The 23108-nt window shown below is 67.0% G+C and carries 22 protein-coding genes; 11 read left to right on the forward strand and 11 right to left on the reverse strand.

Annotated elements, in window-relative coordinates:
- Positions 1-57 precede the first annotated feature (57 nt).
- Positions 58-570: a winged helix DNA-binding protein gene (locus ACPTTC_RS17495; protein WP_011546427.1), complete on the reverse strand. Its 513-nt coding sequence runs from the start codon at positions 568-570 to the stop codon at positions 58-60.
- A gap of 148 nt (positions 571-718) precedes the next feature.
- Between ACPTTC_RS17495 and pxpB the strand changes: the two genes are divergently transcribed.
- The 3 genes from pxpB (at position 719) to pxpA (ending at position 3277) form a co-directional block, all read left to right on the forward strand.
- Positions 719-1375: a 5-oxoprolinase subunit PxpB gene (gene pxpB / locus ACPTTC_RS17500; RefSeq protein WP_226198606.1), complete on the forward strand. Its 657-nt coding sequence runs from the start codon at positions 719-721 to the stop codon at positions 1373-1375.
- On the forward strand, positions 1372-2439 hold the full coding sequence (locus ACPTTC_RS17505) for a biotin-dependent carboxyltransferase family protein (RefSeq protein ID WP_423393212.1): 1068 nt from the start codon (positions 1372-1374) through the stop codon (positions 2437-2439). The genes pxpB and ACPTTC_RS17505 overlap by 4 nt, the downstream gene beginning before the upstream one ends.
- A gap of 73 nt (positions 2440-2512) precedes the next feature.
- A complete protein-coding gene (gene pxpA / locus ACPTTC_RS17510) occupies positions 2513-3277 on the forward strand; it encodes a 5-oxoprolinase subunit PxpA (RefSeq protein ID WP_226198608.1) in 765 nt (254 codons plus the stop codon).
- A gap of 560 nt (positions 3278-3837) precedes the next feature.
- Here pxpA and ACPTTC_RS17515 read toward each other — a convergent pair.
- The 10 genes from ACPTTC_RS17515 to ACPTTC_RS17560 all read right to left on the reverse strand — a co-directional run bounded on the left by ACPTTC_RS17515 (position 3838) and on the right by ACPTTC_RS17560 (position 15178).
- Positions 3838-4983, reverse strand: a complete 1146-nt coding sequence (locus tag ACPTTC_RS17515; protein ID WP_226198609.1) for a TraB/GumN family protein — start codon at positions 4981-4983, stop codon at positions 3838-3840.
- Entirely contained in the window at positions 4976-5992 is a 1017-nt protein-coding gene (locus ACPTTC_RS17520) for a peptide ABC transporter ATP-binding protein (protein WP_226198610.1), read from the reverse strand. The genes ACPTTC_RS17515 and ACPTTC_RS17520 overlap by 8 nt, the downstream gene beginning before the upstream one ends.
- Positions 5989-6984 (reverse strand): ABC transporter ATP-binding protein, encoded by a 996-nt coding sequence (locus tag ACPTTC_RS17525; protein WP_226198611.1) that lies wholly within the window; start codon positions 6982-6984, stop codon positions 5989-5991. The genes ACPTTC_RS17520 and ACPTTC_RS17525 overlap by 4 nt, the downstream gene beginning before the upstream one ends.
- 2 nt (positions 6985-6986) lie before the next feature.
- A complete protein-coding gene (locus ACPTTC_RS17530) occupies positions 6987-7904 on the reverse strand; it encodes an ABC transporter permease subunit (protein WP_226198612.1) in 918 nt (305 codons plus the stop codon).
- 4 nt (positions 7905-7908) lie between these two features.
- Positions 7909-8919 (reverse strand): ABC transporter permease subunit, encoded by a 1011-nt coding sequence (locus ACPTTC_RS17535; protein WP_423393213.1) that lies wholly within the window; start codon positions 8917-8919, stop codon positions 7909-7911.
- A gap of 110 nt (positions 8920-9029) precedes the next feature.
- On the reverse strand, positions 9030-10658 hold the full coding sequence (locus ACPTTC_RS17540; RefSeq protein ID WP_423393214.1) for an ABC transporter substrate-binding protein: 1629 nt from the start codon (positions 10656-10658) through the stop codon (positions 9030-9032).
- Positions 10659-10977: 319 nt separating this feature from the next.
- Positions 10978-12285: an MFS transporter gene (locus ACPTTC_RS17545; RefSeq protein WP_423393215.1), complete on the reverse strand. Its 1308-nt coding sequence runs from the start codon at positions 12283-12285 to the stop codon at positions 10978-10980.
- A gap of 191 nt (positions 12286-12476) precedes the next feature.
- Positions 12477-12788, reverse strand: a complete 312-nt coding sequence (locus ACPTTC_RS17550; RefSeq protein WP_175015387.1) for a high-potential iron-sulfur protein — start codon at positions 12786-12788, stop codon at positions 12477-12479.
- Positions 12789-12927: 139 nt separating this feature from the next.
- A complete protein-coding gene (locus ACPTTC_RS17555) occupies positions 12928-14037 on the reverse strand; it encodes an NAD(P)/FAD-dependent oxidoreductase (protein ID WP_423393216.1) in 1110 nt (369 codons plus the stop codon).
- A gap of 160 nt (positions 14038-14197) precedes the next feature.
- A complete protein-coding gene (locus tag ACPTTC_RS17560; protein WP_423393217.1) occupies positions 14198-15178 on the reverse strand; it encodes an AAA family ATPase in 981 nt (326 codons plus the stop codon).
- A 226-nt stretch (positions 15179-15404) separates the two neighbouring features.
- Between ACPTTC_RS17560 and ACPTTC_RS17565 the strand changes: the two genes are divergently transcribed.
- The 8 genes from ACPTTC_RS17565 (at position 15405) to ACPTTC_RS17600 (ending at position 22864) form a co-directional block, all read left to right on the forward strand.
- Positions 15405-16124 carry a nitroreductase gene (locus ACPTTC_RS17565; protein WP_423393218.1) on the forward strand — a complete coding sequence of 240 codons (720 nt, stop codon included), beginning with the start codon at positions 15405-15407 and terminating at the stop codon, positions 16122-16124.
- Positions 16125-16270: 146 nt separating this feature from the next.
- The gene (locus ACPTTC_RS17570) at positions 16271-16759 is read left to right on the forward strand and encodes a hypothetical protein (protein WP_423393219.1); all 489 of its coding nucleotides are present in this window, start codon (positions 16271-16273) and stop codon (positions 16757-16759) included.
- A 5-nt stretch (positions 16760-16764) separates the two neighbouring features.
- The gene (locus ACPTTC_RS17575; RefSeq protein ID WP_175971029.1) at positions 16765-17580 is read left to right on the forward strand and encodes an endonuclease/exonuclease/phosphatase family protein; all 816 of its coding nucleotides are present in this window, start codon (positions 16765-16767) and stop codon (positions 17578-17580) included.
- 114 nt (positions 17581-17694) lie between these two features.
- Positions 17695-18342, forward strand: a complete 648-nt coding sequence (locus ACPTTC_RS17580; protein WP_423393220.1) for a LysE family translocator — start codon at positions 17695-17697, stop codon at positions 18340-18342.
- Between the two features lie 234 nt (positions 18343-18576).
- Positions 18577-19347 carry a ferredoxin--NADP reductase gene (locus tag ACPTTC_RS17585; RefSeq protein WP_059812432.1) on the forward strand — a complete coding sequence of 257 codons (771 nt, stop codon included), beginning with the start codon at positions 18577-18579 and terminating at the stop codon, positions 19345-19347.
- A 414-nt stretch (positions 19348-19761) separates the two neighbouring features.
- Positions 19762-20577, forward strand: coding sequence for a quorum system sensor histidine kinase RqpS (gene rqpS, locus ACPTTC_RS17590; RefSeq protein ID WP_423393221.1), 816 nt, complete (start codon positions 19762-19764; stop codon positions 20575-20577).
- A 7-nt stretch (positions 20578-20584) separates the two neighbouring features.
- A complete protein-coding gene (gene rqpR, locus ACPTTC_RS17595; protein ID WP_107312671.1) occupies positions 20585-21241 on the forward strand; it encodes a response regulator transcription factor RqpR in 657 nt (218 codons plus the stop codon).
- Between the two features lie 216 nt (positions 21242-21457).
- Positions 21458-22864: an amino acid permease gene (locus tag ACPTTC_RS17600; RefSeq protein WP_423393222.1), complete on the forward strand. Its 1407-nt coding sequence runs from the start codon at positions 21458-21460 to the stop codon at positions 22862-22864.
- Positions 22865-23108 lie beyond the last annotated feature (244 nt).

The raw sequence follows: 23108 nt of genomic DNA on the forward strand, positions 1-23108 counted from the left end.
CGCATCGGTCGTCGCCCCGCCCGTCCGCGCACCGCCGCGCGCCCCCGGCGCAACCGTTTACAGCGACGCCGCCGCGCGCGCGGCCGTGTCGTAGAGGCCCGATGCGTGGCGCAGCAACTGCGCCGCGTCGCCGATCTGCTCGTTGGTGAGCCCGCTGTCCTTCAGCGTCTCGATCAGGCAGTGCTCGCGCACCTCGCGGTACTTCAGGCACAGGTCGCGGCCCGCGTCGGTCGCGAAGAAGAACACTTCCTTGCCGCTCTTCTCGCTCTTCACATAGCCGCGGGCGATCAGTTTTTTCAGCGCATAGGTCGCGACGTGCGTATCCTCGATGTTGAGCACGAAGCAAATGTCGGCGAGCTTCTTCTTGCGTTCGCGATGGCTGACGTGATGCAGCAGCGACACCTCGACCGCCGTCATGTCCTTCGCGCCGGCCGCCGACATGCAGCGCACCATCCACCGGTTGAACGCGTTGCCTGCCATGATGAGCCCGTATTCGAGTTCCGACAGCTCCGCGCTCGAATCGGAAACGAGGTGTTCGGATGACACGATCTTGGTCGCAGGACGCTTCATGGAAAGGCGGAGCAAGCCGGTTGACAGGGTGTGCCGAGTGTACGCCAGAAGCCCCGGCATACGGGCTAGGCGAAAACGCTTATTGGGAAGTTGTCGATATTTTATTGACAATGTGCGCTAACATTGCCGTCCGAACCGTGCCAGTCCGATGACGCAACCCCGCATTTATCCGCTCGGCGATGCCGCCCTCGTCTGCGAGGTGCCGCCGCCCGCCACGCTCGATTGCCAGCGCCGCGTCTGGGCCGTTGCCGCGGTCGCGCGCGCGTGGCCCGACGTGATCGACGTCGTGCCCGGCATGAACAACCTGACGATCGTATTCGACCCGCTCGCCACGACGGCCGAGTCGCTCACGCCGGCGCTGCGCGACGCGTGGGAGACCGCCGACGTCGAACACGCGGACGGCCGCGAGGTCGAGATCCCGGTCGAGTACGGCGGCGCCGCCGGCCCCGATCTGCCGGCCGTCGCCGCCCATACCGGCCTGTCGGCCGACGAGGTCGTCGCGCGCCACGCCGCCGGCGCCTACGTCGTGTTCTTCGTCGGGTTCCAGCCGGGCTTCGCGTATCTCGGCGGGCTCGACGCCGCGCTGCACATGCCGCGCCGCGCGGCGCCGCGCCTCGAGGTGCCGGCCGGCTCGGTCGGCATCGGCGGTGCGCAGACGGGCATCTACCCGACCACGTCGCCCGGCGGCTGGCAACTGATCGGCCGCACGTCGCACGTGCTGTTCGATCCGGCGCGGCCGCAGCCGACGCTGCTGCTGCCCGGCGACCGAGTCCGCTTCACCATCGCGGGAGTCGACGCACGATGACCCAGAGCAACGCACCGGGCACCATCGAGGTGGTGCGAGCCGGCCCGCTGACCACCGTGCAGGATCTCGGGCGCCGCGGCGCGCGCCATCTCGGCGTCGCGCAGGGTGGCGCGCTCGACGGCCTCGCGCTCGAAGTCGGCAACCGGCTGGTCGGCAACCGCCCCGATGCGGCGGCCATCGAGATCACGATCGGTCCGGCCGCCTTCCGCTTCACACGCGCGACCCGCATCGCGATCACCGGCACCGAGTTCGGTGCAACACTCGACGGCCGGCGCGTATATTCATGGTGGAGCCTGCCGGTCGAGGCCGGGCAGACGCTCGTGCTGCCCGCCGCGAAACGCGGGATGCGCGGCTACCTGTGCATCGCCGGCGGCATCGACGTGCTGCCGATGCTCGGCTCGCGCAGCACCGATCTCGCATCGCGCTTCGGGGGCCTCGGCGGCCGCGCGCTGCGCGACGGCGATCGCCTCCCGGTCGGCGTGCTTCCGGCCGGGATGGGTTGCCTCGCGGCCGACGCACCCGAATTCGGCGTCAAGGCGCCGGCATGGTGCGCGTTCGTGCGCGTCGACGAGCCGCCGCGCCGTCACCGCCCTGCGCATGCGCCGTGGGCGATGCCCGTGCGCGTGCTGCCGGGCCCCGACTACGCGTCGTTCGCCGCCGATTCGCAGCAGGCGTTCTGGGACGAGGAATGGCTTGTCACGGCCAACAGCAACCGCATGGGCTATCGGCTTGCCGGCGTCGAACTCGTGCGCGAGCGGCCGGCCGAGTTGCTGTCGCACGCGGTGCTGCCCGGCACGATCCAGGTGCCGCCGAACGGCCAGCCGATCGTGCTGATGCACGATGCGCAGACCACCGGCGGCTACCCGAAGATCGGCACGGTGATCCGTGCGGACCTGTGGAAACTCGCGCAGGCGCGGCTCAACCTGCCGATCCGCTTCGTGCGCACGACACCCGACGCCGCGCGCGCCGCGCTGGCCGCGGAACGTGCCTATCTGCGGCAGATCGACGTCGCGATCGACATGCGCGAGGAAGCGCGCCGCCGCGCCCACTCGCGTGCGGCGTGACAATAGCGGTAGCAATACCGAACGCAGTAGCAGTAGAGAGGACGGGCCACGCAATCCGTGGACGAGGAACATCATGGAAATCGATCTGAATGCCGATCTCGGCGAAGGATGCGGTTCGGACGAGGCGCTGCTCGACCTCGTGACGTCCGCGAACATCGCATGCGGGTGGCATGCGGGCGGGGCGAACGCGATGCGCGATTGCGTGCGCTGGGCCGTGCAGAAAGGCGTGGCGATCGGCGCGCACCCGAGCTTTCACGATCCGGAGAATTTCGGCCGCAAGGAAATGCAGTTGCCGGCCAGCGACATTTACACGGGCGTGCTGTACCAGCTCGGCGCGCTGTCGGCGATCACGCAGGCCGAAGGCGGGCGCATCGCGCACGTGAAACCGCACGGCGCGCTGTACAACCAGGCCGCGCGCGACCCGATGATCGCCGATGCGGTGGTGTCCGCGATCCGCGATTTCGATCCGTCGCTCGCGGTGTTCGGGCTCGCGAACAGCGTGTTCGTCGCGGCCGCGCGGCACGCGGGGCTCGCCGCGGTGGAGGAAGTGTTCGCCGATCGCGGCTACCGCGCGGACGGCTCGCTCGTGCCGCGCAACCAGCCCGGCGCACTGATCGACGATGAGGACACGATGATCGCGCGCACGCTGGACATGGTGCGCAGCCGGCAGGTGCGTGCGATCGACGGCGAATGGGTGATGCTCAATGCGCAGACCGTCTGCCTGCACGGTGACGGGCCGCATGCGCTGGTATTCGCGAAACGGATTCGCGCCGCGCTCGAGGCGGTGGGCGTCGACGTGGTCGCACCCGGCATGCTGCAGGCCGACGAACGCGCGTGATCCGGCCGATCCTGCAAGCGGGCGCACCATCCGTCGTACAAAAGAAAAAAGCGCCCTCGTGGCGCTTTTCCGTTGGCGCAATCGCTGCGGCTTCGCCGTCTGTCGATTCGCCCCCCGAAACCGTCTTGCGACGGTGACCGGAAATATATTCCGGATTAAAAAACGTCCGCCGCCGCCCGATTACTGCCTTTCCCCGGTGGGACGACGGAACGTCGATTATCCCGCAAGTCGGCCTGCATGCCTTGTTGTTGTCCGACGATGATTGGCCCCGCCGTGCATGCAGACACTTCCGCGGCCGGCACGTGCATCACGTGCCGGCAACGCGCTAACCCCGCGCTTTATTTTCTGCTACCCCGTAGAACTTTTTCTATTCTTTTCATTTTTTCAACTTGTGGATCGAAGGATAGATATTGGCAGATCGGGATGTCAATCGTTTGAAACGCTATTTTCTGACGATTTGAGGGTTTTCCTTATCGAACAGCGTGCCCATACAGGCGTTTGAGCCGGGCGCACGACGTCAATCAAACAGGGGAAGATCGGTTCGGGCGCGGCGGCGGCGATCAGTTCGCGTCGACGCTGTAACCTTGTTGACGCAACAATTCGAGCACGCCGCGCGGGCCGCCCAGATGCAGCGCGCCGATCGCGACGAACAGCGGCCGGTTCGGTGCGGCGATTGCCGTCATGCGTGCAACGAAGCGGCGGTTGCGCTCGTACACGATCTTGTTGTCGATCGACGCCGACAACGCCTTCGAACGCGCGAGCCGCTCGCCCTTCGCGACCGCCCACGCCGAGATCGCATCGGCGTCGCCAATTCGCCACAGTCGGTGCAGCGCCTTGATGTCGTCGGCGTTCTGCGCGGGCGTCTGCACCATGTCCTGCGCGAGCATCTCGCGCTGCTCGGCAAGCGTCAGCCCGGTGAACGCGCGCATCTGTTCGGCGAGCGTCTCGAGCCCGATCACGCGGCCGCCCTTCTTCTTCAGGAACACGTTCTGCAACTGCGCCTCGGTGCCGTATTCGGTCTGCAGGCCGGCCGACAGCGAATCGTAGGTCTCGACGACGAGCGCCGCGAGCCATGGCCGCATCTTGCGGATCTCGGCGAGCGCGGCCGGATTGCCGCGCAGGCGCGCCGCGAGCCGCTGCCACAGCGGCTCGGGCAGCAGGCGCTGCAGGCACGGGTAGCGGCATACGCCGTACTTCGACACGTCGTCCTGCGATTCGAGCAGGTCGTCGGGCGACAGCTCGAGCGCGAGCGTCGGCGACGCGGCGAGCGCGGCGAGGATGCGCGGCCGGAACGGCTGCGCGCTCGGGTAATCGGATGGGTCGCCCGTGTGTAGCGTGCCGAGCACGTAGAGCGTGACCTTGCCCTTGGTCGCCACGTAAAACGGCATGCGCGCGGGCTGCACGCGCACGGTGCCGCGCGACACCGTGCCGTCCGACACGGCGGGCGCGTGGAAGCCCGGCAGGCTCATGCCGGGCGGCGGGACTTGCGACGGATGGATCGGTGAAGTGGCCGGCGCGCGCCCTTCGGCGCGCGCGGATTCGACGGGAACCACGAGGCTGGCCGCCACGCACGCGCCGGCCAGCGCCGCGCCCGTGACGGTACGCACGCTCCAGCGCCGCGCGTAGCGGTACGCGCGCATCACGCGTGCGCTGCTTGCCCCCGCACGGCGCACGCCGGACGCGCGCGCCGCCAACGCTTCAGGCATTCGCCTCCCCTACCTCCTCGGCCCGATGGCAGGCTACGCGCCGGCCGTCGACCTCGCGCAACTGCGGCTCCTCCGCACGGCAGCGCTCGACCGCATACGGGCAGCGCTGGTGGAACGCGCAGCCTGACGGCGGATTGAGCGGCGACGGCAGTTCGCCCTGCAGCTTGATCTGCACGCGGCGGTCTTCCTCGAAGATCGCCGGCGTCGCCGACATCAGCGCGCGCGTGTACGGATGACGCGGCCGGGCGTAGATCGTTGCCTTGTCGCCCAGCTCCGCGACGCTGCCGAAGTACATCACCATCACGTCGTCCGCAACGTGCTCGACCACCGACAGGTTGTGCGAGATGAACACGTAGCTCGTCTTGAACTGCTCCTGCAGATCCATGAACAGGTTCAGGATCTGCGCCTGAATCGACACGTCGAGCGCGGACACCGGCTCGTCGGCGACGACGATGCGCGGATCGAGGATCATCGCGCGCGCGATCGCGACACGCTGGCGCTGGCCGCCCGAGAACATGTGCGGATAACGCTTCGCGTGCTCGGGCCGCAGGCCGACCGTGCGCATGATCTGCGCGATGCGCTGCGCGCGTTCGGCGGCCGTCAGGTTCGCGTTGATCTCGAGCGGCTCGGAAAGCGTCTGTTCGACGGTCTTGCGCGGGTTGAGCGACGCGAACGGGTTCTGGAACACCATCTGCACGCGGCGGCGCAGGTCGGCGACCGTCTCGCGGCTTGCGCCGGCCACGTTCTTGCCGTCGATCGTCAGGCTGCCCGACGTCGGCGTTTCGATCATCGTCAGCTGGCGGGCGAGCGTCGACTTCCCGCAGCCCGATTCGCCGACGACGGCGAGCGTCTTGCCGCGCTTGAGCGAGAACGACACGCCGTTCAGCGCCTTCACCGTGCCCTGCCCGAACATCCCGCGCTTCACCGAATAGTGTTTCGCGAGTCCGTCGGCCACCAGCACGGCTTCCTCGTCGTGCGGCGTGGCACGCGTTTGATTGACTGCATTCATCGTGCGCCTCCCGTCAGGTCGAGGTTGGAAACGTTGAGCGGCTTGATGCAGCGTGCGCGCATCGCATCGTTGCCGGACACCAGCGTGTCGAGCGCCGGCCGCGCCTTGCGGCAGTCGTCGACGACGTACTTGCAGCGCGGCGCGAACAGGCACCCGGACGGGCGATCATCGCGGCCCGGCACCATGCCGGGCAATGCGGCAAGGCGACGCGCCCCCTTATTGTGCTCGGGAATCGCCGCGAGCAGCGCTTCGGTGTACGGATGATGCGGCGCGCGGAAGATGTCGGGCACGCTGTTCGTCTCGATCACCTCGCCCGCGTACATCACCGCCACGCGCTGCGCGACCTCCGACACCACGGCCAGGTCGTGCGAGATCAGCACGAGCGCCATCCCGCGCTCCTTCTGCAGCTTCACGAGCAGGTCCATGATCTGCGCCTGGATCGTCACGTCGAGCGCGGTGGTCGGCTCGTCGGCGATCAGGAGCTTCGGGTTGCACGCCACCGCCATCGCGATCATCACGCGCTGGTTCATCCCGCCCGACATCTGGTGCGGGAACGACGCGATGCGGTTCTTCGCATCGGGAATGCCGACCTGGTCGAGCAGCTCGAGCGCGCGCCGGTGCAGCGCGTCGCCGCGCAGGCCCTCGTGCAGCTTCAGCACTTCCTTGATCTGATAGCCGACCGTATAGCTCGGGTTCAGGCTCGTCAGCGCGTCCTGGAACACCATCGCGATGTCCTTGCCGACGATCTTGCGGCGCGCTTTCGGCGACGCCTTCAGCAGGTCGACACCGTTGAACGTGACCTCGTCGGCCGTCACCTTGCCCGGCGCGTCGATCAGGCCCATCAGCGCCATCATCGTCACGCTCTTGCCCGAGCCCGATTCGCCGACGACGCCCACCACCTCGCCCGGCGCGATCGACAGGTTGATCCGGTCGACCGCGGGCAGGCCGTTGAAGTTCACCGCGAGATTGCGGATGGTCAGAAGATTGTTCATGGTCACGCCATCCGTTTCAGCTTGGGGTCGAGCGCGTCACGCAGCCCGTCGCCGAGCAGGTTGATCGCGAGCACCGAAATCAGGATCGACAGGCCCGGCATCGTCACGATCCACCATGCGTTGTCGATGTAGTCGCGCGCGGAAGCCAGCATCGCGCCCCACTCGGCGGTCGGCGGTTGCACGCCGAGGCCGAGGAAGCCGAGCGCGGCCGCGTCGAGGATCGCCGACGAGAAGCCGAGCGTCGCCTGCACGATCAGCGGCGCCGTGCAGTTCGGCAGCACCTGCGAGAACATCAGGCGCAGCGTGCCGGCACCGGCCACGCGCGACGCCGTCACGTACTCCTTCTGCAGCTCGCCGAGCGCCGACGCGCGCGTCAGACGCACGTAGGCCGGCAGCGCGACGATCGCGATCGCGAACATCGTGTTGGTGAGGCCCGGGCCGATGATCGCGACGACCGCGACCGCAAGCAGCAGCGACGGCAGCGCGAGCAACACGTCCATGATGCGCATCACGGGCGTGTCGGCCCACTTCTGGAAGAACGCGGCGACGAGCCCGAGCACGATGCCGGGGATCAGCGCGAGCACGACCGACACGAAGCCGATCCAGAACGACATCCGCGCGCCGAACATCAGCCGCGAAAGAATGTCGCGGCCCGCTTCGTCGGTGCCGAGGATGAATTTCCAGTTGCCGCCTTCGAGCCACGCGGGCGGGATCTTCACGAAGTCGCGGTATTGCTCGACCGGGCTGTGCGGCGCGAGCAGCGGGGCGAGCAGCGCGACCAGGATCAGCACGAGCACGACGATGCCGGCGCCGACGGCGCCGCGGTTGCGCGAGAAGTTGGCCCAGAACTCGCGCAGCGCGAGCGCACGGCCGCCGGCCGGCGCGGATTCGGTCGGCAGGGTATTTTGCAGATTGCTCATGGGATTACCTCGTGTGGCGGATGCGCGGATTCAGCACGCCGTACAGCAGGTCGACGACCAGGTTCACGACGATCACGAGCGTCGCGATCAGCAGGATGCCGCCCTGCACGACCGGATAGTCGCGGCGGCCGATCGCATCGATCAGCCACTTGCCGACACCGGGCCACGAAAAGAGCGTCTCGGTCAGCACGGCGCCCGCGAGCAGCGTGCCGATCTGCAGGCCGATCACGGTGACGACCGGGATCAGCGCATTGCGCAGCGCATGCACGACGACCACGCGCGCGGGCGACAGCCCCTTCGCGCGCGCGGTGCGGATGTAGTCCTCGCGCAGCACTTCGAGCATCGACGAGCGCGTCATCCGCGCGATCACCGCGAGCGGGATCGTGCCGAGCACGATCGCGGGCAGGATCAGGTGACTGACCGCCGACTTGAACGAGCCTTCGTCCGGCGCGAGCAGCGCGTCGATCAGCATGAAGCCCGTCGGGTGCGGGAAGTCGTATTCGACGGCGATGCGCCCCGACACGGGCGTCCAGCCGAGGTATGACGAAAACACCATGATGAGGATCAGCCCCCACCAGAAGATCGGCATCGAGTAGCCGGTGAGCGCAGTGCCCATCACGCCATGGTCGACGACCGAGCCGCGCCGCAACGCGGCGATCACGCCGGCCGGCAGCCCGACCGCGAGCGCGAACACGAGTGCGCACAGCGACAGCTCGACGGTCGCCGGGAAGCGCGCGAAGAACTCGCCCGCCACGCTCGTGTTGGTGATGATCGACGTGCCGAGGTCGCCATGAAACGCCCGGCCGATGTAGTGGAGGTACTGCATGGGCAGCGGCTGGTCGAGCCCGAGGCGTTTCATCGCCTCCGCGTGCATCGCGGGATCGACGCCGCGCTCGCCCATCATCACTTCGATGGGGTCGCCCGGTATCAGGTGAATCAGCGCAAACGCCAGGATGGTGATACCGATGAAGGTCGGGATCACCATGCCCACGCGGCGCAACACGAATGTGAACATGATGCGTCTCGTATTTTCTGGTGGGAAATGTGCGACCGGCGACGGGAAGCTTTTGGCCTCCCGCCGCCGGATGAATTAGCCGGTCTTCGCGACAGCTTACGACAGGCGTGTTACTTCACGCTAACACCGTCGAAGCGGGCATAGCCGAGCGGCTCGATACGCATGTCGACCACGTTCTTGCGAACCGGCTGGTAGACCGTCGAGTTCGCGATCGGCGAGAACGGCAGCTGTTGCGCGAAGATCTGCTGAGCCTGCGTGTAGAGCTTCGTCCGCGCGTCCTGGCCCGTCGTCGTGCGGCCCTTCTGGATCAGCTCGTCGAACGGCTTGTAGCACCAGTGCGAGAAGTTGTTGCCCTTGACCGCCTCGCAGCCGAGCAGCGTGCCGAGCCAGTTGTCCGGATCGCCGTTGTCGCCGGTCCAGCCGATCAGCATCGTGTCCTGCTCGCCCGAGTGCGCGCGCTTGATGTACTCGCCCCACTCGTACGTGACGATCTTCGCCTTCACGCCGATCTTCGCCCAGTCGGCCTGGATCATCTCGGCCATCAGGCGGGCGTTCGGGTTGTACGCGCGCTGCACGGGCATCGCCCACAGCGTGATCTCGAAACCGTTCGGGAAGCCGGCCTTCGCGAGCAGCGCCTTCGCCTTCGCGGTGTCGTACGCGGGCATCTTCAGGTTCTTGTCGTACGACCATTGGGTCGGCGGCATCGGCGCGGAAGCAGCCTGACCGGCGCCCTGGTAGACGGACTCGAGGATCGCCTTCTTGTTGATCGCCATGTCGAGCGCCTGACGCACCTCGAGCTTGTCGACCGGCTTGTGCTCGACGTTGTACGCGAGATAGCCGAGGTTGAAGCCTGCCTGCGACGGCATGTCGACGCCCGCATCGGCCTTCAGCGTCGCGATGTCGGCCGGACGCGGATAGGTCATCACCTGGCATTCGTTGCGCTTGATCTTCTGCACGCGCACGCCCGGATCAGGCGTGATCGAGAAGATCAGCTTCGAGATCTTCACCTCGCCCTTCTTCCAGTAATCAGGATTGCCATCGAATCGGATCGTCGCGTCCTTCGTGTAGCTGCGGAAGATGAACGGGCCCGTGCCGATCGGCTTCTGGTTGATGTCGGCGGCCTTGCCTGCCTTCATCAGCTGGTCGCCGTATTCGGCCGACAGGATCGACGCGAATTCCATCGCCATGTTCTGGATGAACGGCGCATTCGGCTCGGCGAGCGTGAACTTCACGGTGTACGGATCGACCTTCTCGACCTTCGTGATCAGCTTGTCGAGGCCCATGTCGGTGAAGTACGGGAACGACACCGGGTACGCCTTGCGGAACGCCTGGTTCGGATCGAGCATGCGCTGGAACGTGAACAGCACGTCGTCCGCGTTGAATTCACGCGTCGGCTTGAAGAAGTCGGTCGTGTGGAACTTCACGCCATGCCGCAGGTGGAACGTGTACACCTTGCCGTCCGGCGACACATCCCACTTCTCGGCAAGGCCCGGCTCGACCTTCGTGCCGCCGCGCTCGAATTCGACGAGACGGTTGTAAACGGTAAACGTGGCGGCGGTGAAATCGACGCCGGTCGTGAATTGCGCGGAATCGAAACCCGCCGGGCTGCCTTCTGAGCAGTAGACGAGCGTTTTGTTCGGGATCTGTGCGAATGCAGAACCCGCGACGCCGAGCGATGCCGCTGCCACGCCTGCCATGGCGGTAACACGCAGGGTGTGCAACAGACGGTTGTATTCCATGTTTCCTCCAGGTCTCCAGATCGGAACCGGCCCGCCCGGGGCCGGCGTACGCGGATATTACTTGAGCTAACGATGTGGCAACAAGCTGGAGAAAAAACTCTTCTAGACGCCCGCGCGGGTTTTTGCGGATGTTTAGTGTGGGTAAAAAATGCGACAACGCGCGCGAGCGACAATTCCGTTCATCTCGCGCAAGTTTCGTTCGACAACTAAACAATTCGGGCGCGAACACGAAGGCTCGATGCCCCGTTTTCCCGTGTTCCGCAGCACATCATTGCGTTTTACGAAACGATCCGTTGATCGTCTTCAAATCGTCATGTCGTCACGCCGGCGCGTCGAGATCGGCGCTGCGCGCGGGCACGAACGCGACCGCGACGATCGACAGCGCGATCCCGGCCATCACGTAGTAGGTCGGCGCGAGCGGCGTGCCGGTGACCTTGATCAGCCACGTGACGATGAACTGCCCGAAGCCGCCGAACAGCATCACCGCGACGTTGTAGGCGATCGACAGCCCGGTCGAGCGCACGTTGGCCGGAAACAGCTCGGCGATCATCGCGCCGAACGGCCCGTAGTAGCCCGCGAGCGTGACCGACAGCACGGCCTGCACCGCGATCAGCCGCGCGATGCTCGGCGCCGCGTCGAGCCATGCGAACAGCGGATACATCAGCGCGAGCGTCAGCACCAGCGACCACAGCGACAGCCCCTTGCGGCCGATGCGATCCGACCACGCGCCTGCGATCGGCGACAGCACCATCAGCAGCAGGTTGCCGACGATCACCGCGTAGAACGATTCCGCGTAGGGCAGCTTCAGCTGCTTCACCGCGAAGGTCGGCAGATAGCTGATCAGCACGTAGATCGTCACGGTCAGCGCGATCACGGAGCCGAGCCCGCACAGCACCTCGCGCGGGTGGCGCGTGAACACTTCGCCGAGCGTCGCGCGGCGCGCGCTTTGCTGCGCATGCAGGAACGCTTCGGAATCGGCGAGATGGCGGCGGATGTAGAAACCGATCGGGCCGATCACGAGCCCGAGGACGAACGGCACGCGCCAGCCCCAGCTGCGCAGCGCGTCGTGCGACAGCCCGCGCGTGACGGCCGCGCCGACGAGCGCGCCGATCAGCAGCGCGGCCGCCTGGCTCGCCATCTGCCAGCTGCCGTAGAAGCCGCGTTTCGAGAATGGCGCAGCCTCGATCAGCAGCGCCGTCGCGCTGCCGAATTCGCCGCCCGCGGAGAAGCCTTGCAGCAGACGGCCGAGCACGATCAGGATCGGGCCGCCGATGCCGATCGCCGCATACGGCGGCGCGACCGCGAGCAGGAAGATGCCGGCCGTCATCAGGAGGATCACGAGCGACAGCGCGGCCTTGCGGCCGGCGCGATCCGCGTACAGCCCGAACACGATGCCGCCGATCGGGCGCATGAAGAACGCGACGCCGAACGTCGCGGTGGTCAGCAGCAGCGACGAATATTCGCTGGAGGTCGGGAAAAACAGCTCGGCGATCACGACCGTCATGAAGCCGAACACCGTGAAGTCGTACCACTCGAGCGCGTTGCCGATCACGGCGGCCGCGACCGCTCGCCGGTTCAGCGCACGCTCGGGCCGCGTCGTTTTCGTTGAATTCGCAATCGTCGCCATGCGTGCCTCGTTCTCGTCAGTTCGCCGTGTCGGGCTGCGCGGCGCGCAGGGTGCCCGCGGCGCGCTGGTTTGCAGCGAGTGTAGAAAGCGACGGAACCGTTTTCAAGCAATAAAAAACGCCCGCCATCCATCGACGGCGGGCGTTTTGCGGTTTTCGCCACAATGCGGCATCGCACGATGCCGCATGGCCCTCAACCCATCTTCGAGAAGGCGCTGCACCAGCCCTTCGCCGACACCTGCTTGCCGGGGAAGGCGCCGCACGGGCCCGAGGCCGAGCCCTTCTTGCCCTGGTACAGCATGCAGGCCGCGCAATCCTGGCCTGCCGCGTATTTCGGGTACTTCGCCTTGTCGACCTTCGTGGCATCGGCCTTGTAGCCGAGTGCCGTCGCGGTCGGGTCGCTCTCCGTGAGCATCGGCGCATCAGCCAGCGCTTCGCGCGACAGCGCCAGCGCGGACACGGCACCAATGCTCGTGATCAGGAAACTCCGACGGGATGTTTTCATGGGGGACTCGCTCCAACGTTATCGGTTTGAAAGCTGTTCTGGCGACAGCCGTTCGACAGAATAACGCTCAAGCGAATGGTTGTGCGCGCCGAAATGTCATAGATAAGAAATTCGACACGCCGGGCGAGTGCGCGCCGCGTCAGCGGTAGGCCGCCATGTCGCCCACGCGCTGTGCAAGCGCCAGCGACGCGGTGAGCCCCGGCGACTCGATGCCGAACAGGTTCACGAGACCGCGCACGCCATGCTGCGCGGCGCCCTGCACGATGAAATCGGCCGGCGGCTCGCCGGGCCCCGCGACTTTCGGCCGGATGCCCGCGTATGCCGGCTGCAGCGCGTCGTCGGGCAAGCCCGGCCAGAATGCGCGAATCGACGCGTAGAACGCGGTCGCGCGCGCGGGATCGACTTCGTAGCGCAGCGTATCGACCCATTCGACGTCCGGGCCGAAGCGCGCCTGCCCGCCGAGATCGAGCGTCAGGTGCACGCCGAGCCCCGCGCGGTCGGGCATCGGGTAGATCAGGTGCGAAAACGGTGCGCGCCCCGACAGGCTGAAGTAGTTGCCGCGCGCGAGATAGAGGGGCGGCACCCAGCGCGGGTCGAGGCCGCGCGTGCGGCGCGCCAGCGCCTGGGCGCCGAGGCCCGCGCTGTTGATCACGCAGGCGGCCTCGATCTCGGTCGGCGCGTCGCCGCCCGTGCGCACGACGAAGCGCCCGCCGCGCAGCACGTCGATCGATTCGACCGGGGATTTCAGCGCACACACCGCGCCGTCGCGCTGCGCGTCGCCGAGCAGCGCGAGCATCAGCTGGTGGCTGTCGACGATGCCGGTGGACGGCGAGAACAGCGCCTCGACGCATTCGAGCGCGGGCTCGAGCGTCTGCGCCTCGGCGCGCGTGAGCGGCATCAGGTCGAGCACGCCGTTTTCGGCCGCGCGTGCGGCGATTGCCTTCAACTGCTTCACCTGCGCGACGCTCGTGGCGACGAGCAGCTTGCCGGCACGCCGGTGCGGCACGTGATGCGTCTCGCAGAATTCGTACAGCAGGTCGCGCCCGTGCACGCACGACGTCGCCTTCAGCGACCCGCGCGGATAGTAGAGCCCCGCATGGATCACTTCGCTGTTGCGCGAACTCGTACCGGTGCCGATTGCATCGGCAGCCTCGAGCACGAGCGTTTCGCGCCCGCGCGCGGCCAGTTCGCGCGCAATCGCAAGACCGACGACACCCGCGCCGATCACGACACAATCCATCTGCTCCATGACGTTTCGCGCCGCTAGCGCGTCGAGGGGAGAGAAGAGAATTGTACGTCCCGGTTCATCCGCTTGCCGAAGGTCGTGCGGCGTATCGCGACGACGCCGTGCATGACGTACGACGCACGGCACGGCGCGCGCCGGCTGCCACCGTGCGCGCGCCGCTCGCTCAGAAGCCGATCGGCCGGCGCTTCGCGGCCCCCTCGTCGGCACGGATGTCGCGCGGCCCGATTGCATCGCGGCCGTCGAGCCGCGCGGCGCCGAATGCGTGCAGCAGCGCGCGGCGCATCGTGCGCGGCGGGGTCGCGGCCAGCACGTCGAGCGCATCGTCGCCGAGGGTGTCCGGGAAGCGCCGCCCCCACGCATGCGACGTGCGGATCTCGTCGTAGATCGTCTGCGCGATCCGGCGCGCGCCGGCCGCATCAGGCGGCTCGATCTCGTACACGTTCATCCGGTTCAGCAGCGGCTCCGGAATCGCGTGTGCGTCGTTCGCGGTCGCGACCCAGATCACGTTGCCCGCATCGATCGGCACTTCCGCGAATTCGTCGATGAACGCACGCGCGGTGTCGTGCTCGAGCAACGCGTACAGCGCGCCGAGCGGATCGTACTGCGCGTCGCTGCCGGCCTTGTCGATCTCGTCGACCGCGATCACCGGGTTCGCGTAGCTGCCGTTCACGAGCGCATCGAACACCTTGCCGGGCTTCGCGTTCTTCCATTGCGACGATGCCCCCGACAGGATCCAGCCGGCCGTCAACGAACTCATCGGTACGTAGTGGTACGCGGTGCCGAGCAGTTGCGCGAGCGCCTTCGCGAAGTGCGTCTTGCCGATGCCCGGGGGCCCGAGCAGCAGGATCGGCATCAGTTCGAGCCGGTCGTCCGTTTCGAGGCACAGCGCGACCTGCTTGCGCACGTCGTCGAGCGGCTCGGCGAAATTGGGCAATGTCTCGCCGAGCGCGTCGAACGACGGCATCCGGTTCGGCTTCACGCAGAAGCGCAGGTTGCCCGTCTTGAGCATCCTCTCGTAGGTGGCGCGCAGTGCGTCGCTCGCGCTCTCGTTCAGGTCGCTCAGCGCCGTCTCGACCTGCTCGAGGTCGTACACCGTGCTGAAGGACGCCACCGCCAGTTCCTGTTTCACCATCGCCGTCGTCATACCAACCTCGCTGCCGCTTGCCGTCACATGACCATCAGACCCTTACGATTTCAGTGTAGCGATCCCGCATCCCCGCGCAAGCAAGCAGCCGCGCGCGTCTGCTGCTAACACTCGCGCGCGCTGCATGCCGGCGCGCCGCGGCGTATCATCGTCGGTTCACCCACCGCCGCACCGGCCTTGCCGACGGCGCCCGCGCGGCGCGTCGGCCCGTCCCGAAGGTATGCCGATGTCCGTCCCCACTGCTTTCCCGCGCGTCGATGCCGATGCGATCGACGCCGTCGATGCGGCGCTCACGTCGCGCCGCGCGATCCGCGCATTCCTGCCGACACCCGTGCCGCGCGACACGATCGAAGCGATCCTCGAAACCGCGAGTCGCGCGCCGTCGGGCACCAACATCCAGCCGTGGCGCGTGTACGTCGCGACCGGCGCCACGCGCGATGCACTCGCCGCCGCGCTTACCGCGGCCCACGACGATCCCGCGCGCGACGAAAAATATGTCGCCGAGTACGACTACTACCCGCGCGAATGGGTGTCGCCCTATATCGACCGGCGCCGCAAGGTCGGCTGGGACCTGTACGGCCTGTTGAACATCGGCCGCGACGAGAAGGCGCGCATGCATGCGCAGCACGCACGCAACTTCCGCTTCTTCGATGCACCGGTCGCACTGTTCTTCACGCTCGACCGCGTGATGACCTACGGCGCATGGCTCGACTGCGGGATGTTCCTGCAAGGCGTGATGACGGCCGCACGGGCACGCGGGCTCGATACCTGCCCGCAAGCCGCGTTCGTGCCGTTTCACCGGATCGTCACCGAACACCTCGGCATTCCCGCCAACGAACAGCTGGTCTGCGGCATGTCGCTCGGCCATGCGGACCCCGACGCGATCGAGAACCGCCTCGTCACCGAGCGCGCGCCGGTCGCCGAGTTCACGCGCTTTTTCGCTTGAAAACGCATGACGCGGCCCTACCTTTCGAACAGGACCGCATCGTGCGGCGAACCTGCCGCGGCGCGTCCTGTCACATCGCGATCGAAATCGATCGGGCGTAAGATGTGCGTCCGTTCCCCGCTATTCCGCGTTTCCGGAGACGTTTCATGCTGAAACACGGCCTGGCCATCCTGCTCGCGAGCGTCGTGCTCGCCGCCCATGCGCAGAGCCCCGCGCCGGCTTCCGTCGCGTGGGAGATCCAGGTCGTGCGCGACGGTCAGAGCATCGACACGTTCCAGCAGCGCACCACCGTGGGTCAGGCCCGTACCGATACCCATCGCTATCCGTCCGCCGTGCCGGTCGGCTGCGGCAATGCCGCGCGCGTCGTGCCGACCGAGCGCTCGCGCTCGGTGACGGTCGCGCCGCTCGCCGTCGATGCCGGCGCGAACACGGTGTCGCTCGCGCTCGACGTGCAGGAAACGATCGACGACGAAGGCGCGAAGCCGGCCGATCCGTGCGTGCCCGCTTCGCCGCGGCAAATCGTCGCGAGCCACCCGGGCCTGACGGTCGGCGGCGACGCGTGGACCGACTGGACGCTCGTCGAACAGCATCCGCACCTCGTGTACCGCGTGCGTGCGCACGTCGCGAAGGATTGAGCGTCATGTCCGCCGATGCCCTGTCCCTGCCGTTCGCCGAACCGCACGCCGCACCCGACGAAATCACCGCGGTGAGCTGGAACCTGCACAAGGGTCGCTCGCCGCTCGGCTTCACCGCGTGGAACGCGATGCGCAACTGGATGCAGTCGACGCACGCCGACGTGTATTTCCTGCAGGAAGCGATGGCGCGCCGCATGCCGCGCCCGATGCTCGCCCCCGGCTTCGGCGCGCCGATGGACGACGCGGTCGACGACGTCTGGCACTGCCAGGCCACCGAGATCGCGCATGCGCTCGACTGGCAGATCGCGCTCGGGCCGAACGTGTTCAAGCCGTCGTGGCGGCACGGCAATGCGATCCTGTCGCCGCACCCGCTCGATCTCGGCGGCCGCTGGGACATCTCCGCGCACCGCTTCGAGCGGCGCGGGCTGCTGGTCGCGCGCGCGACGCTCGCGGGCGCGCGCCCGGTCACGCTGCTGTGCGCGCACCTCGCGCTCACCCGCGCCGCGCGGCTGCGCCAGATGCACTGGATCGCGCACTGGATCGTGCGCAACGCAGGCGATGGCCCGCTGATGCTCGCCGGCGACTTCAACGACTGGCGCAACGACTCGGTCGCGCTGTTCGGCGAGATCGGGCTGTCCGAGGTCGCGACGCTGCTCGGCGAATCGGGCCGCACGTTCCCCGCGTTCTCGCCGGCGCTCGCACTCGACAAGATGTTCGTGCGCGGGCTGACGCCGCTCGAATGGCGCGCCCCGTCCGGCGAGGCCGCGTGGCTGTCGGACCACCTGCCGTACATCGCGCGCCTGCGCCTCGATCCGCAATAACGTTCCCGGCCTCGGCCCGAGATCAGCCGGATCGCGCACCGCCAAAGCGCGGCTGCACGGCGCGCGCTACATTGACGCCTTGCCCATTCCGCCAAGCCCCGCCGCCGCGCCGCCATGACCTACCTGCCGATCCTGCTGCAAATCGCCGCCGTCTATCTCGTCGCGGCGATCACCCCCGGCCCGAATTTCTTCATGATTTCGCAACTGTCGCTCGCGGGCCGGCGCAGCCTCGGCGCCACCTCGGCGCTCGGCGTCGGCACCGCGTCGGTCGCATGGGCGACGCTCGCGATGCTCGGCCTCGCGGCCGTGCTGCACCAGGTCGAATGGCTGTACGAGGCGATCCGGATCGGCGGCGCCGTGTACCTCGTGTATTTCGGCTTCAAGCTGCTGCGCTCGGGCGTGCGCCGCGATACGATGCCGGCCGACGCGACCGACGAACGCGCGCCGCTGGCCGCGCCGCACGCGCGCGACTACCTGCGCGCCTATCGCAGCGGACTGTTCACGTGCCTGACGAACCCGAAATCTTGCGCGTTCTGGACCAGCGTGTTCGCGGCGATGCTGCCCGCGCACGTGCCGCTGTGGTTCAACGGCGCGGTGCTGGTGACGATCGGCGTGCTGTCGGCCGGCTGGTATTCGTGCGTCGCCTACCTGTTCGCGAGCCCGCGCGCGCAACGCGGCTACCGGCGCATGCGGCGCCCGCTCGACGCGCTGTGCGGCGTGGCGCTCGTCGGCCTGGGCGCGAAACTCGCGGCCGAGCGCTGATAAACCGAAAGCTGATTGAAATGATTCGTTGCGCCAAATCCGCGCGGCCACGGGGGTCAAGCCCGCGATCCGCGTCAACAGGGTAAAATAACGAGTTCCTCAATCGTCTGTCATCGAGAAGGCGCGTGTCCGACGCGCCGGCCGGCCGATCCGTGATCGGGCCGTCGCACTCGGTTTTTTGCCCGTTTTTGGGCCCGTTACTCGCGTTCGCTACGCGCGTCCGTTTTCAAAGCCATGAGCAAATACGACACCGCCACCGTCCAATCCGTCCATCACTGGACCGACACGCTGTTCAGCTTCACCTGCACCCGTGAGGCGAGCCTGCGCTTCAACAACGGCGAATTCACGATGGTCGGCCTCGAGGTCGACGGCAAGCCGCTCGCGCGTGCCTACTCGATCGTCAGCCCGAACTACGAAGAGCATCTCGAATTCTTCAGCATCAAGGTGCAGAACGGCCCGCTGACGTCGCGCCTGCAGCACCTGAAGGTGGGCGACACGGTGCTGATCGGCAAGAAGCCGACGGGCACGCTGGTCGCCGACAACCTGCTGCCGGGCAAGACGCTGTGGATGCTGTCGACGGGCACGGGCCTCGCGCCGTTCATGTCGATCATCCGCGATCCGGACATCTACGAGCGCTTCGACAAGGTGATCCTGACGCACACGTGCCGCCTGAAGGGCGAGCTCGCGTACATGGACTACATCAAGCATGACCTGCCGGGCCACGAGTACCTTGGCGACATCATCAAGGAAAAGCTCGTCTACTACCCGACGGTCACGCGCGAAGCGTTCGACAACGAAGGCCGGATCACCGACCTGATCGCAACGGGCAAGCTGTTCACGGATCTCGGCGTCCCGCCGTTCTCGCCGGAAAACGACCGCGTGATGCTGTGCGGCAGCACCGCGATGCTGAAGGACACGACCGACCTGCTGAAGCAGGCCGGCCTCGTCGAAGGCAAGAACAGCGCGCCGGGCCATTACGTGATCGAGCGCGCGTTCGTGGACTGATCGATCCCCAAATTTGCGCGCCATCAAGAACCGGAGCGAAAGCTCCGGTTTTTTTTCGTCCCTACTTGGCGAATTCGTAACAAGTTGGGATCATCTCATCTCAAATAGTTACATTTGGATACGTCATCGTCCGGTGCTCGGGTGTCAGTGTTTTTCCTACAACACGTTCATTCCGATTGTTCACATTTACCCTTAAATGTCCGCCCGACATGACCTTTTCAGAAATTTTGAGATATTATTCGCCGCGCGTGGTTGCCGTTCGGATGACAGTGAAAGGGTCGGATGCAAGTGTTACAAGACGTAACTTTTGTTACCTCGGCAGGGGGCAATTCTCTGGCGGCGACCGTCATCGAAACGGCAGCCGATCCACGCAGCCAGCCGGTGTCTGAACCGCTTCTGACAGCAGGGAGAGTCATGGATACGTCGCTTAACGCGCCCTTGGGCGCCCACGCCCCGTTCCCGTCGCAACAGCGCATGCCAGGCTGCGTCGCGACTCCGCCCATTACCGACGCCGCGTCGAAACGCGACGCCCGCGCCGCGCGGATCGCAGCGCTGTCTGCCCAGTTGCTCGCCGCCGACGAAGCGGCCCGCCGTCATCTGGCCGGCGAGTTGCACGACGGGCTCGGTGCCGAACTCACCGCCGCGCGTTTCGCGCTCGCAAACGTTCAAACGTGGCTGCCGGCCGATGCGCCGGATGGTTGCCTGCGCGCGCTGGCGCTTGCGCAGCAGGCGCTCGACGCCGCGACCGACGCGAATCGCCGGCTGATCGACGAGCGCGACACGCCGGCGCTCGACGCAGGCTTGGTCGGCGCGCTCTCGTCGTGGGCCGACACCCACGCGGCACGCACGGGCCTGCACACCAGCTTCGTCTGTGCGGCCGACGCGCGCCTGACGCAAATCGCCGGCGTCAGCGCGCTCGCGGTGTTCCGCGTCGCGCAGGAAGCGTTGTCGAACGTCGCGAAGCACGCACGCGCGACGTCGGTCGACGTGCGGATCGCCACCGACGGCACGCACCTGTCACTGATTGTCTCCGACGATGGGACCGGTTTCTCCCGGCGCCGCCGCCCCGGCTACGGTCTCGCCGGCATGCGCGCCCGCTGCGAGGCGTTCGGCGGCAGCTTCGAGACGGCCACGCCGGAAACCGGCCACGGCACGCGCGTCACCGCGCGCTTCGCTTGGGATTCGCTGCTCGCGGTGCCCGTCGCGGCCCGCCGCGCGTCGCTTTCGTGAGGTCGTCATGAGCCTGAACATCCTGCTCGTGGACGATCACGCGATCGTCCGGCAAGGGATCCGCCAGTTGCTGATCGACCGTGGCGTCGCACGCGACGTCACCGAGGCCGAGAACGGCGGCGACGCCATGGCCGCCGTCGACAAGCAGGAATTCGACGTGATCCTGCTCGACATCTCGCTGCCGGACACGAACGGCATCGAAGTGCTCAAGCGTCTCAAGCGCAAGCTGCCGCGCACGCCGGTGCTGATGTTCTCGATGTACCGCGAGGATCAGTACGCGGTACGCGCGCTGAAGGCCGGCGCCGCCGGCTATCTGTCGAAGACGGTCAACGCCGCGCAGATGATCGGCGCGATCCAGCAGGTCGCGGCCGGCCGCAAGTACGTGAGCCCCGCGATGGCCGAGGCGCTCGCCGAATACGTGTCGTTCGAGAACGAGCCGCTGCCGCACGAGAAGCTGTCCGACCGCGAATACCAGACGCTGTGCATGCTCGCGTCGGGCAAGCGGCTCACCGACATCGCGAACACGCTGTCGCTGTCCGTGAAGACGGTGAGCGTGTACCGGTCGCGGCTGCTCGAGAAGATGCGGCTGTCGAACAATGCGGAACTCACGTTCTACGTGATGAGCAACCGGCTCGTCGACATGGCGCCCACGGCCGGCGCCTGATTTCGCCGCCCTGCCCGATTCGTCCGGCCCAGCGACGCGGCGCATGCCGCGCCGCCGCCCGCTGCCGCCCGTCTGGCGCGCAAGCGCTTGTTTTATCGGACGATTTCTCGAGGCGCCGCTGCGCCGCAGCGGGTTTTGCGCGCCAAATCGGCTAAAATCGCGGGTTTTCACTCAGTCAGCGCTATCGCGCCCGCGCGCGCTGGCGATTCATCCGCAATGTCACTCTTCCGCAAGAAAAACGTCGATCGCATGATCGCCGGCGCGCATGCCGCCGGGCTCAAGAAAGCGCTCGGCGCGATCGACCTCACCTTCCTCGGCATCGGCGCGATCATCGGCACCGGCATCTTCGTGCTGACCGGTACCGGCGCCGTGCAGGCCGGCCCCGCGCTGATGCTGTCGTTCGTGATCGCCGCGATCGCGTGCGGCCTCGCGGCGCTGTCGTACGCGGAATTCGCGTCGACGATCCCCGTCGCCGGCTCGATCTACACGTATTCGTACGCCACCCTCGGCGAGCTCGTCGCGTGGATCATCGGCTGGGACCTGATGCTCGAATACGGCCTCGCGTCGTCGGCCGTGTCGGTCGGCTGGTCGGGCTACCTGCAGTCGCTGCTGCAGGGCTTCGGGCTGTCGCTGCCCACCGTGCTGACGGCGGCGCCCGGCGCGGTGCCGGGCGTCATCACGTGGTTCAACCTGCCCGCGTTCCTCGTGATGATCGTGATCACGACGCTGCTGTCGATCGGCATCCGCGAATCGACCCGCATCAACAACATCATGGTGTTCATCAAGGTGTCGGTCGTGCTGCTCGTGATCGCGGTCGGCCTGTTCCACGTGACGCCCGCGAACTGGAAGCCGTTCATGCCGCACGGCTGGAACGGCGTGTTCGGCGCGGCGGCCGTGATGTTCTTCGCGTTCATCGGCTTCGACGCGGTGTCGTCCGCCGCCGAGGAAGTGAAGAATCCGAAACGCGACCTGCCGATCGGCATCATCGCGTCGCTCGCGGTGTGCGCGGTGCTGTACGTGACGGTCGCCGCGGTCGCGACCGGCATCGTGCCATCGGCCCAGTACGCGAACATCTCGCACCCGATCTCGTACGCGCTGCAGATGGCCGGCGAGACGTGGGTCGCGGGCTTCATCGATCTCGGCGCGGTGCTCGGCATGCTGACCGTGATCCTCGTGATGAGCTACGGCCAGACGCGCGTGATCTTCGCGATGTCGCGCGACGGGCTGCTGCCCGCGGCGCTGTCGCGCGTGCACCCGCGCTACGCGACGCCGTTCCTGACGACCTGGCTCGTCGGCCTGTTCTTCGGGCTGATCGCCGCGCTGGTGCCGCTCAACGTGCTCGCCGAACTGATCAACATCGGCACGCTCGCGGCGTTCTCGATGGTGTCGATCGCCGTGCTCGTGCTGCGTCGCACGCACCCCGACCTGCCGCGTGCGTTCCGCTGCCCCGGCGTGCCCGTGGTGCCGATCCTCGCGGTCGCGTCGTGCCTGTTCCTGATGCTGAACCTGCGACCCGTCACGTGGGCCGCGTTCGGCATCTGGCTCGTGATCGGCCTCGTGATCTACTTCGTGTACTCCCGCCACCACTCGAAGCTCGCGCACGGTCACCACGACGCGCACTGAGCGCCGCCGTGCCGCACGCGGCACGGTGCGCAGCCGCGGGGCCGGATACCGGCCCCGCCCCCTCCCCGCCCTTCCTTCACGCGTCACGCCGCCACGTTGCTTTTCCTGCAACGATCCGCGCGTCAATTCCCGTTCCCATTGGCTGTTTTTCGAATGCCGGCATATTCGCTTCAGATCAGCGCATTAATCGATTGAAAACGTAATGCGATTGAATTGAATATGAATAGCACAAAATAATTGCGCA

It is taken from the genome of Burkholderia mycopellens (assembly GCF_964265025.1).
Classification (GTDB): domain Bacteria; phylum Pseudomonadota; class Gammaproteobacteria; order Burkholderiales; family Burkholderiaceae; genus Burkholderia.

Coding starts and splice junctions, on each gene's coding strand:
- ACPTTC_RS17495 (WP_011546427.1), bottom strand. CDS start 570: ATGAAGCGTCCTGCGACCAAGATCGTGTCATCCGAACACCTCGTTTCC.
- pxpB (WP_226198606.1), top strand. CDS start 719: ATGACGCAACCCCGCATTTATCCGCTCGGCGATGCCGCCCTCGTCTGC.
- ACPTTC_RS17505 (WP_423393212.1), top strand. CDS start 1,372: ATGACCCAGAGCAACGCACCGGGCACCATCGAGGTGGTGCGAGCCGGC.
- pxpA (WP_226198608.1), top strand. CDS start 2,513: ATGGAAATCGATCTGAATGCCGATCTCGGCGAAGGATGCGGTTCGGAC.
- ACPTTC_RS17515 (WP_226198609.1), bottom strand. CDS start 4,983: ATGCCTGAAGCGTTGGCGGCGCGCGCGTCCGGCGTGCGCCGTGCGGGG.
- ACPTTC_RS17520 (WP_226198610.1), bottom strand. CDS start 5,992: ATGAATGCAGTCAATCAAACGCGTGCCACGCCGCACGACGAGGAAGCC.
- ACPTTC_RS17525 (WP_226198611.1), bottom strand. CDS start 6,984: ATGAACAATCTTCTGACCATCCGCAATCTCGCGGTGAACTTCAACGGC.
- ACPTTC_RS17530 (WP_226198612.1), bottom strand. CDS start 7,904: ATGAGCAATCTGCAAAATACCCTGCCGACCGAATCCGCGCCGGCCGGC.
- ACPTTC_RS17535 (WP_423393213.1), bottom strand. CDS start 8,919: ATGTTCACATTCGTGTTGCGCCGCGTGGGCATGGTGATCCCGACCTTC.
- ACPTTC_RS17540 (WP_423393214.1), bottom strand. CDS start 10,658: ATGGAATACAACCGTCTGTTGCACACCCTGCGTGTTACCGCCATGGCA.
- ACPTTC_RS17545 (WP_423393215.1), bottom strand. CDS start 12,285: ATGGCGACGATTGCGAATTCAACGAAAACGACGCGGCCCGAGCGTGCG.
- ACPTTC_RS17550 (WP_175015387.1), bottom strand. CDS start 12,788: ATGAAAACATCCCGTCGGAGTTTCCTGATCACGAGCATTGGTGCCGTG.
- ACPTTC_RS17555 (WP_423393216.1), bottom strand. CDS start 14,037: ATGGAGCAGATGGATTGTGTCGTGATCGGCGCGGGTGTCGTCGGTCTT.
- ACPTTC_RS17560 (WP_423393217.1), bottom strand. CDS start 15,178: ATGACGACGGCGATGGTGAAACAGGAACTGGCGGTGGCGTCCTTCAGC.
- ACPTTC_RS17565 (WP_423393218.1), top strand. CDS start 15,405: ATGTCCGTCCCCACTGCTTTCCCGCGCGTCGATGCCGATGCGATCGAC.
- ACPTTC_RS17570 (WP_423393219.1), top strand. CDS start 16,271: ATGCTGAAACACGGCCTGGCCATCCTGCTCGCGAGCGTCGTGCTCGCC.
- ACPTTC_RS17575 (WP_175971029.1), top strand. CDS start 16,765: ATGTCCGCCGATGCCCTGTCCCTGCCGTTCGCCGAACCGCACGCCGCA.
- ACPTTC_RS17580 (WP_423393220.1), top strand. CDS start 17,695: ATGACCTACCTGCCGATCCTGCTGCAAATCGCCGCCGTCTATCTCGTC.
- ACPTTC_RS17585 (WP_059812432.1), top strand. CDS start 18,577: ATGAGCAAATACGACACCGCCACCGTCCAATCCGTCCATCACTGGACC.
- rqpS (WP_423393221.1), top strand. CDS start 19,762: ATGGATACGTCGCTTAACGCGCCCTTGGGCGCCCACGCCCCGTTCCCG.
- rqpR (WP_107312671.1), top strand. CDS start 20,585: ATGAGCCTGAACATCCTGCTCGTGGACGATCACGCGATCGTCCGGCAA.
- ACPTTC_RS17600 (WP_423393222.1), top strand. CDS start 21,458: ATGTCACTCTTCCGCAAGAAAAACGTCGATCGCATGATCGCCGGCGCG.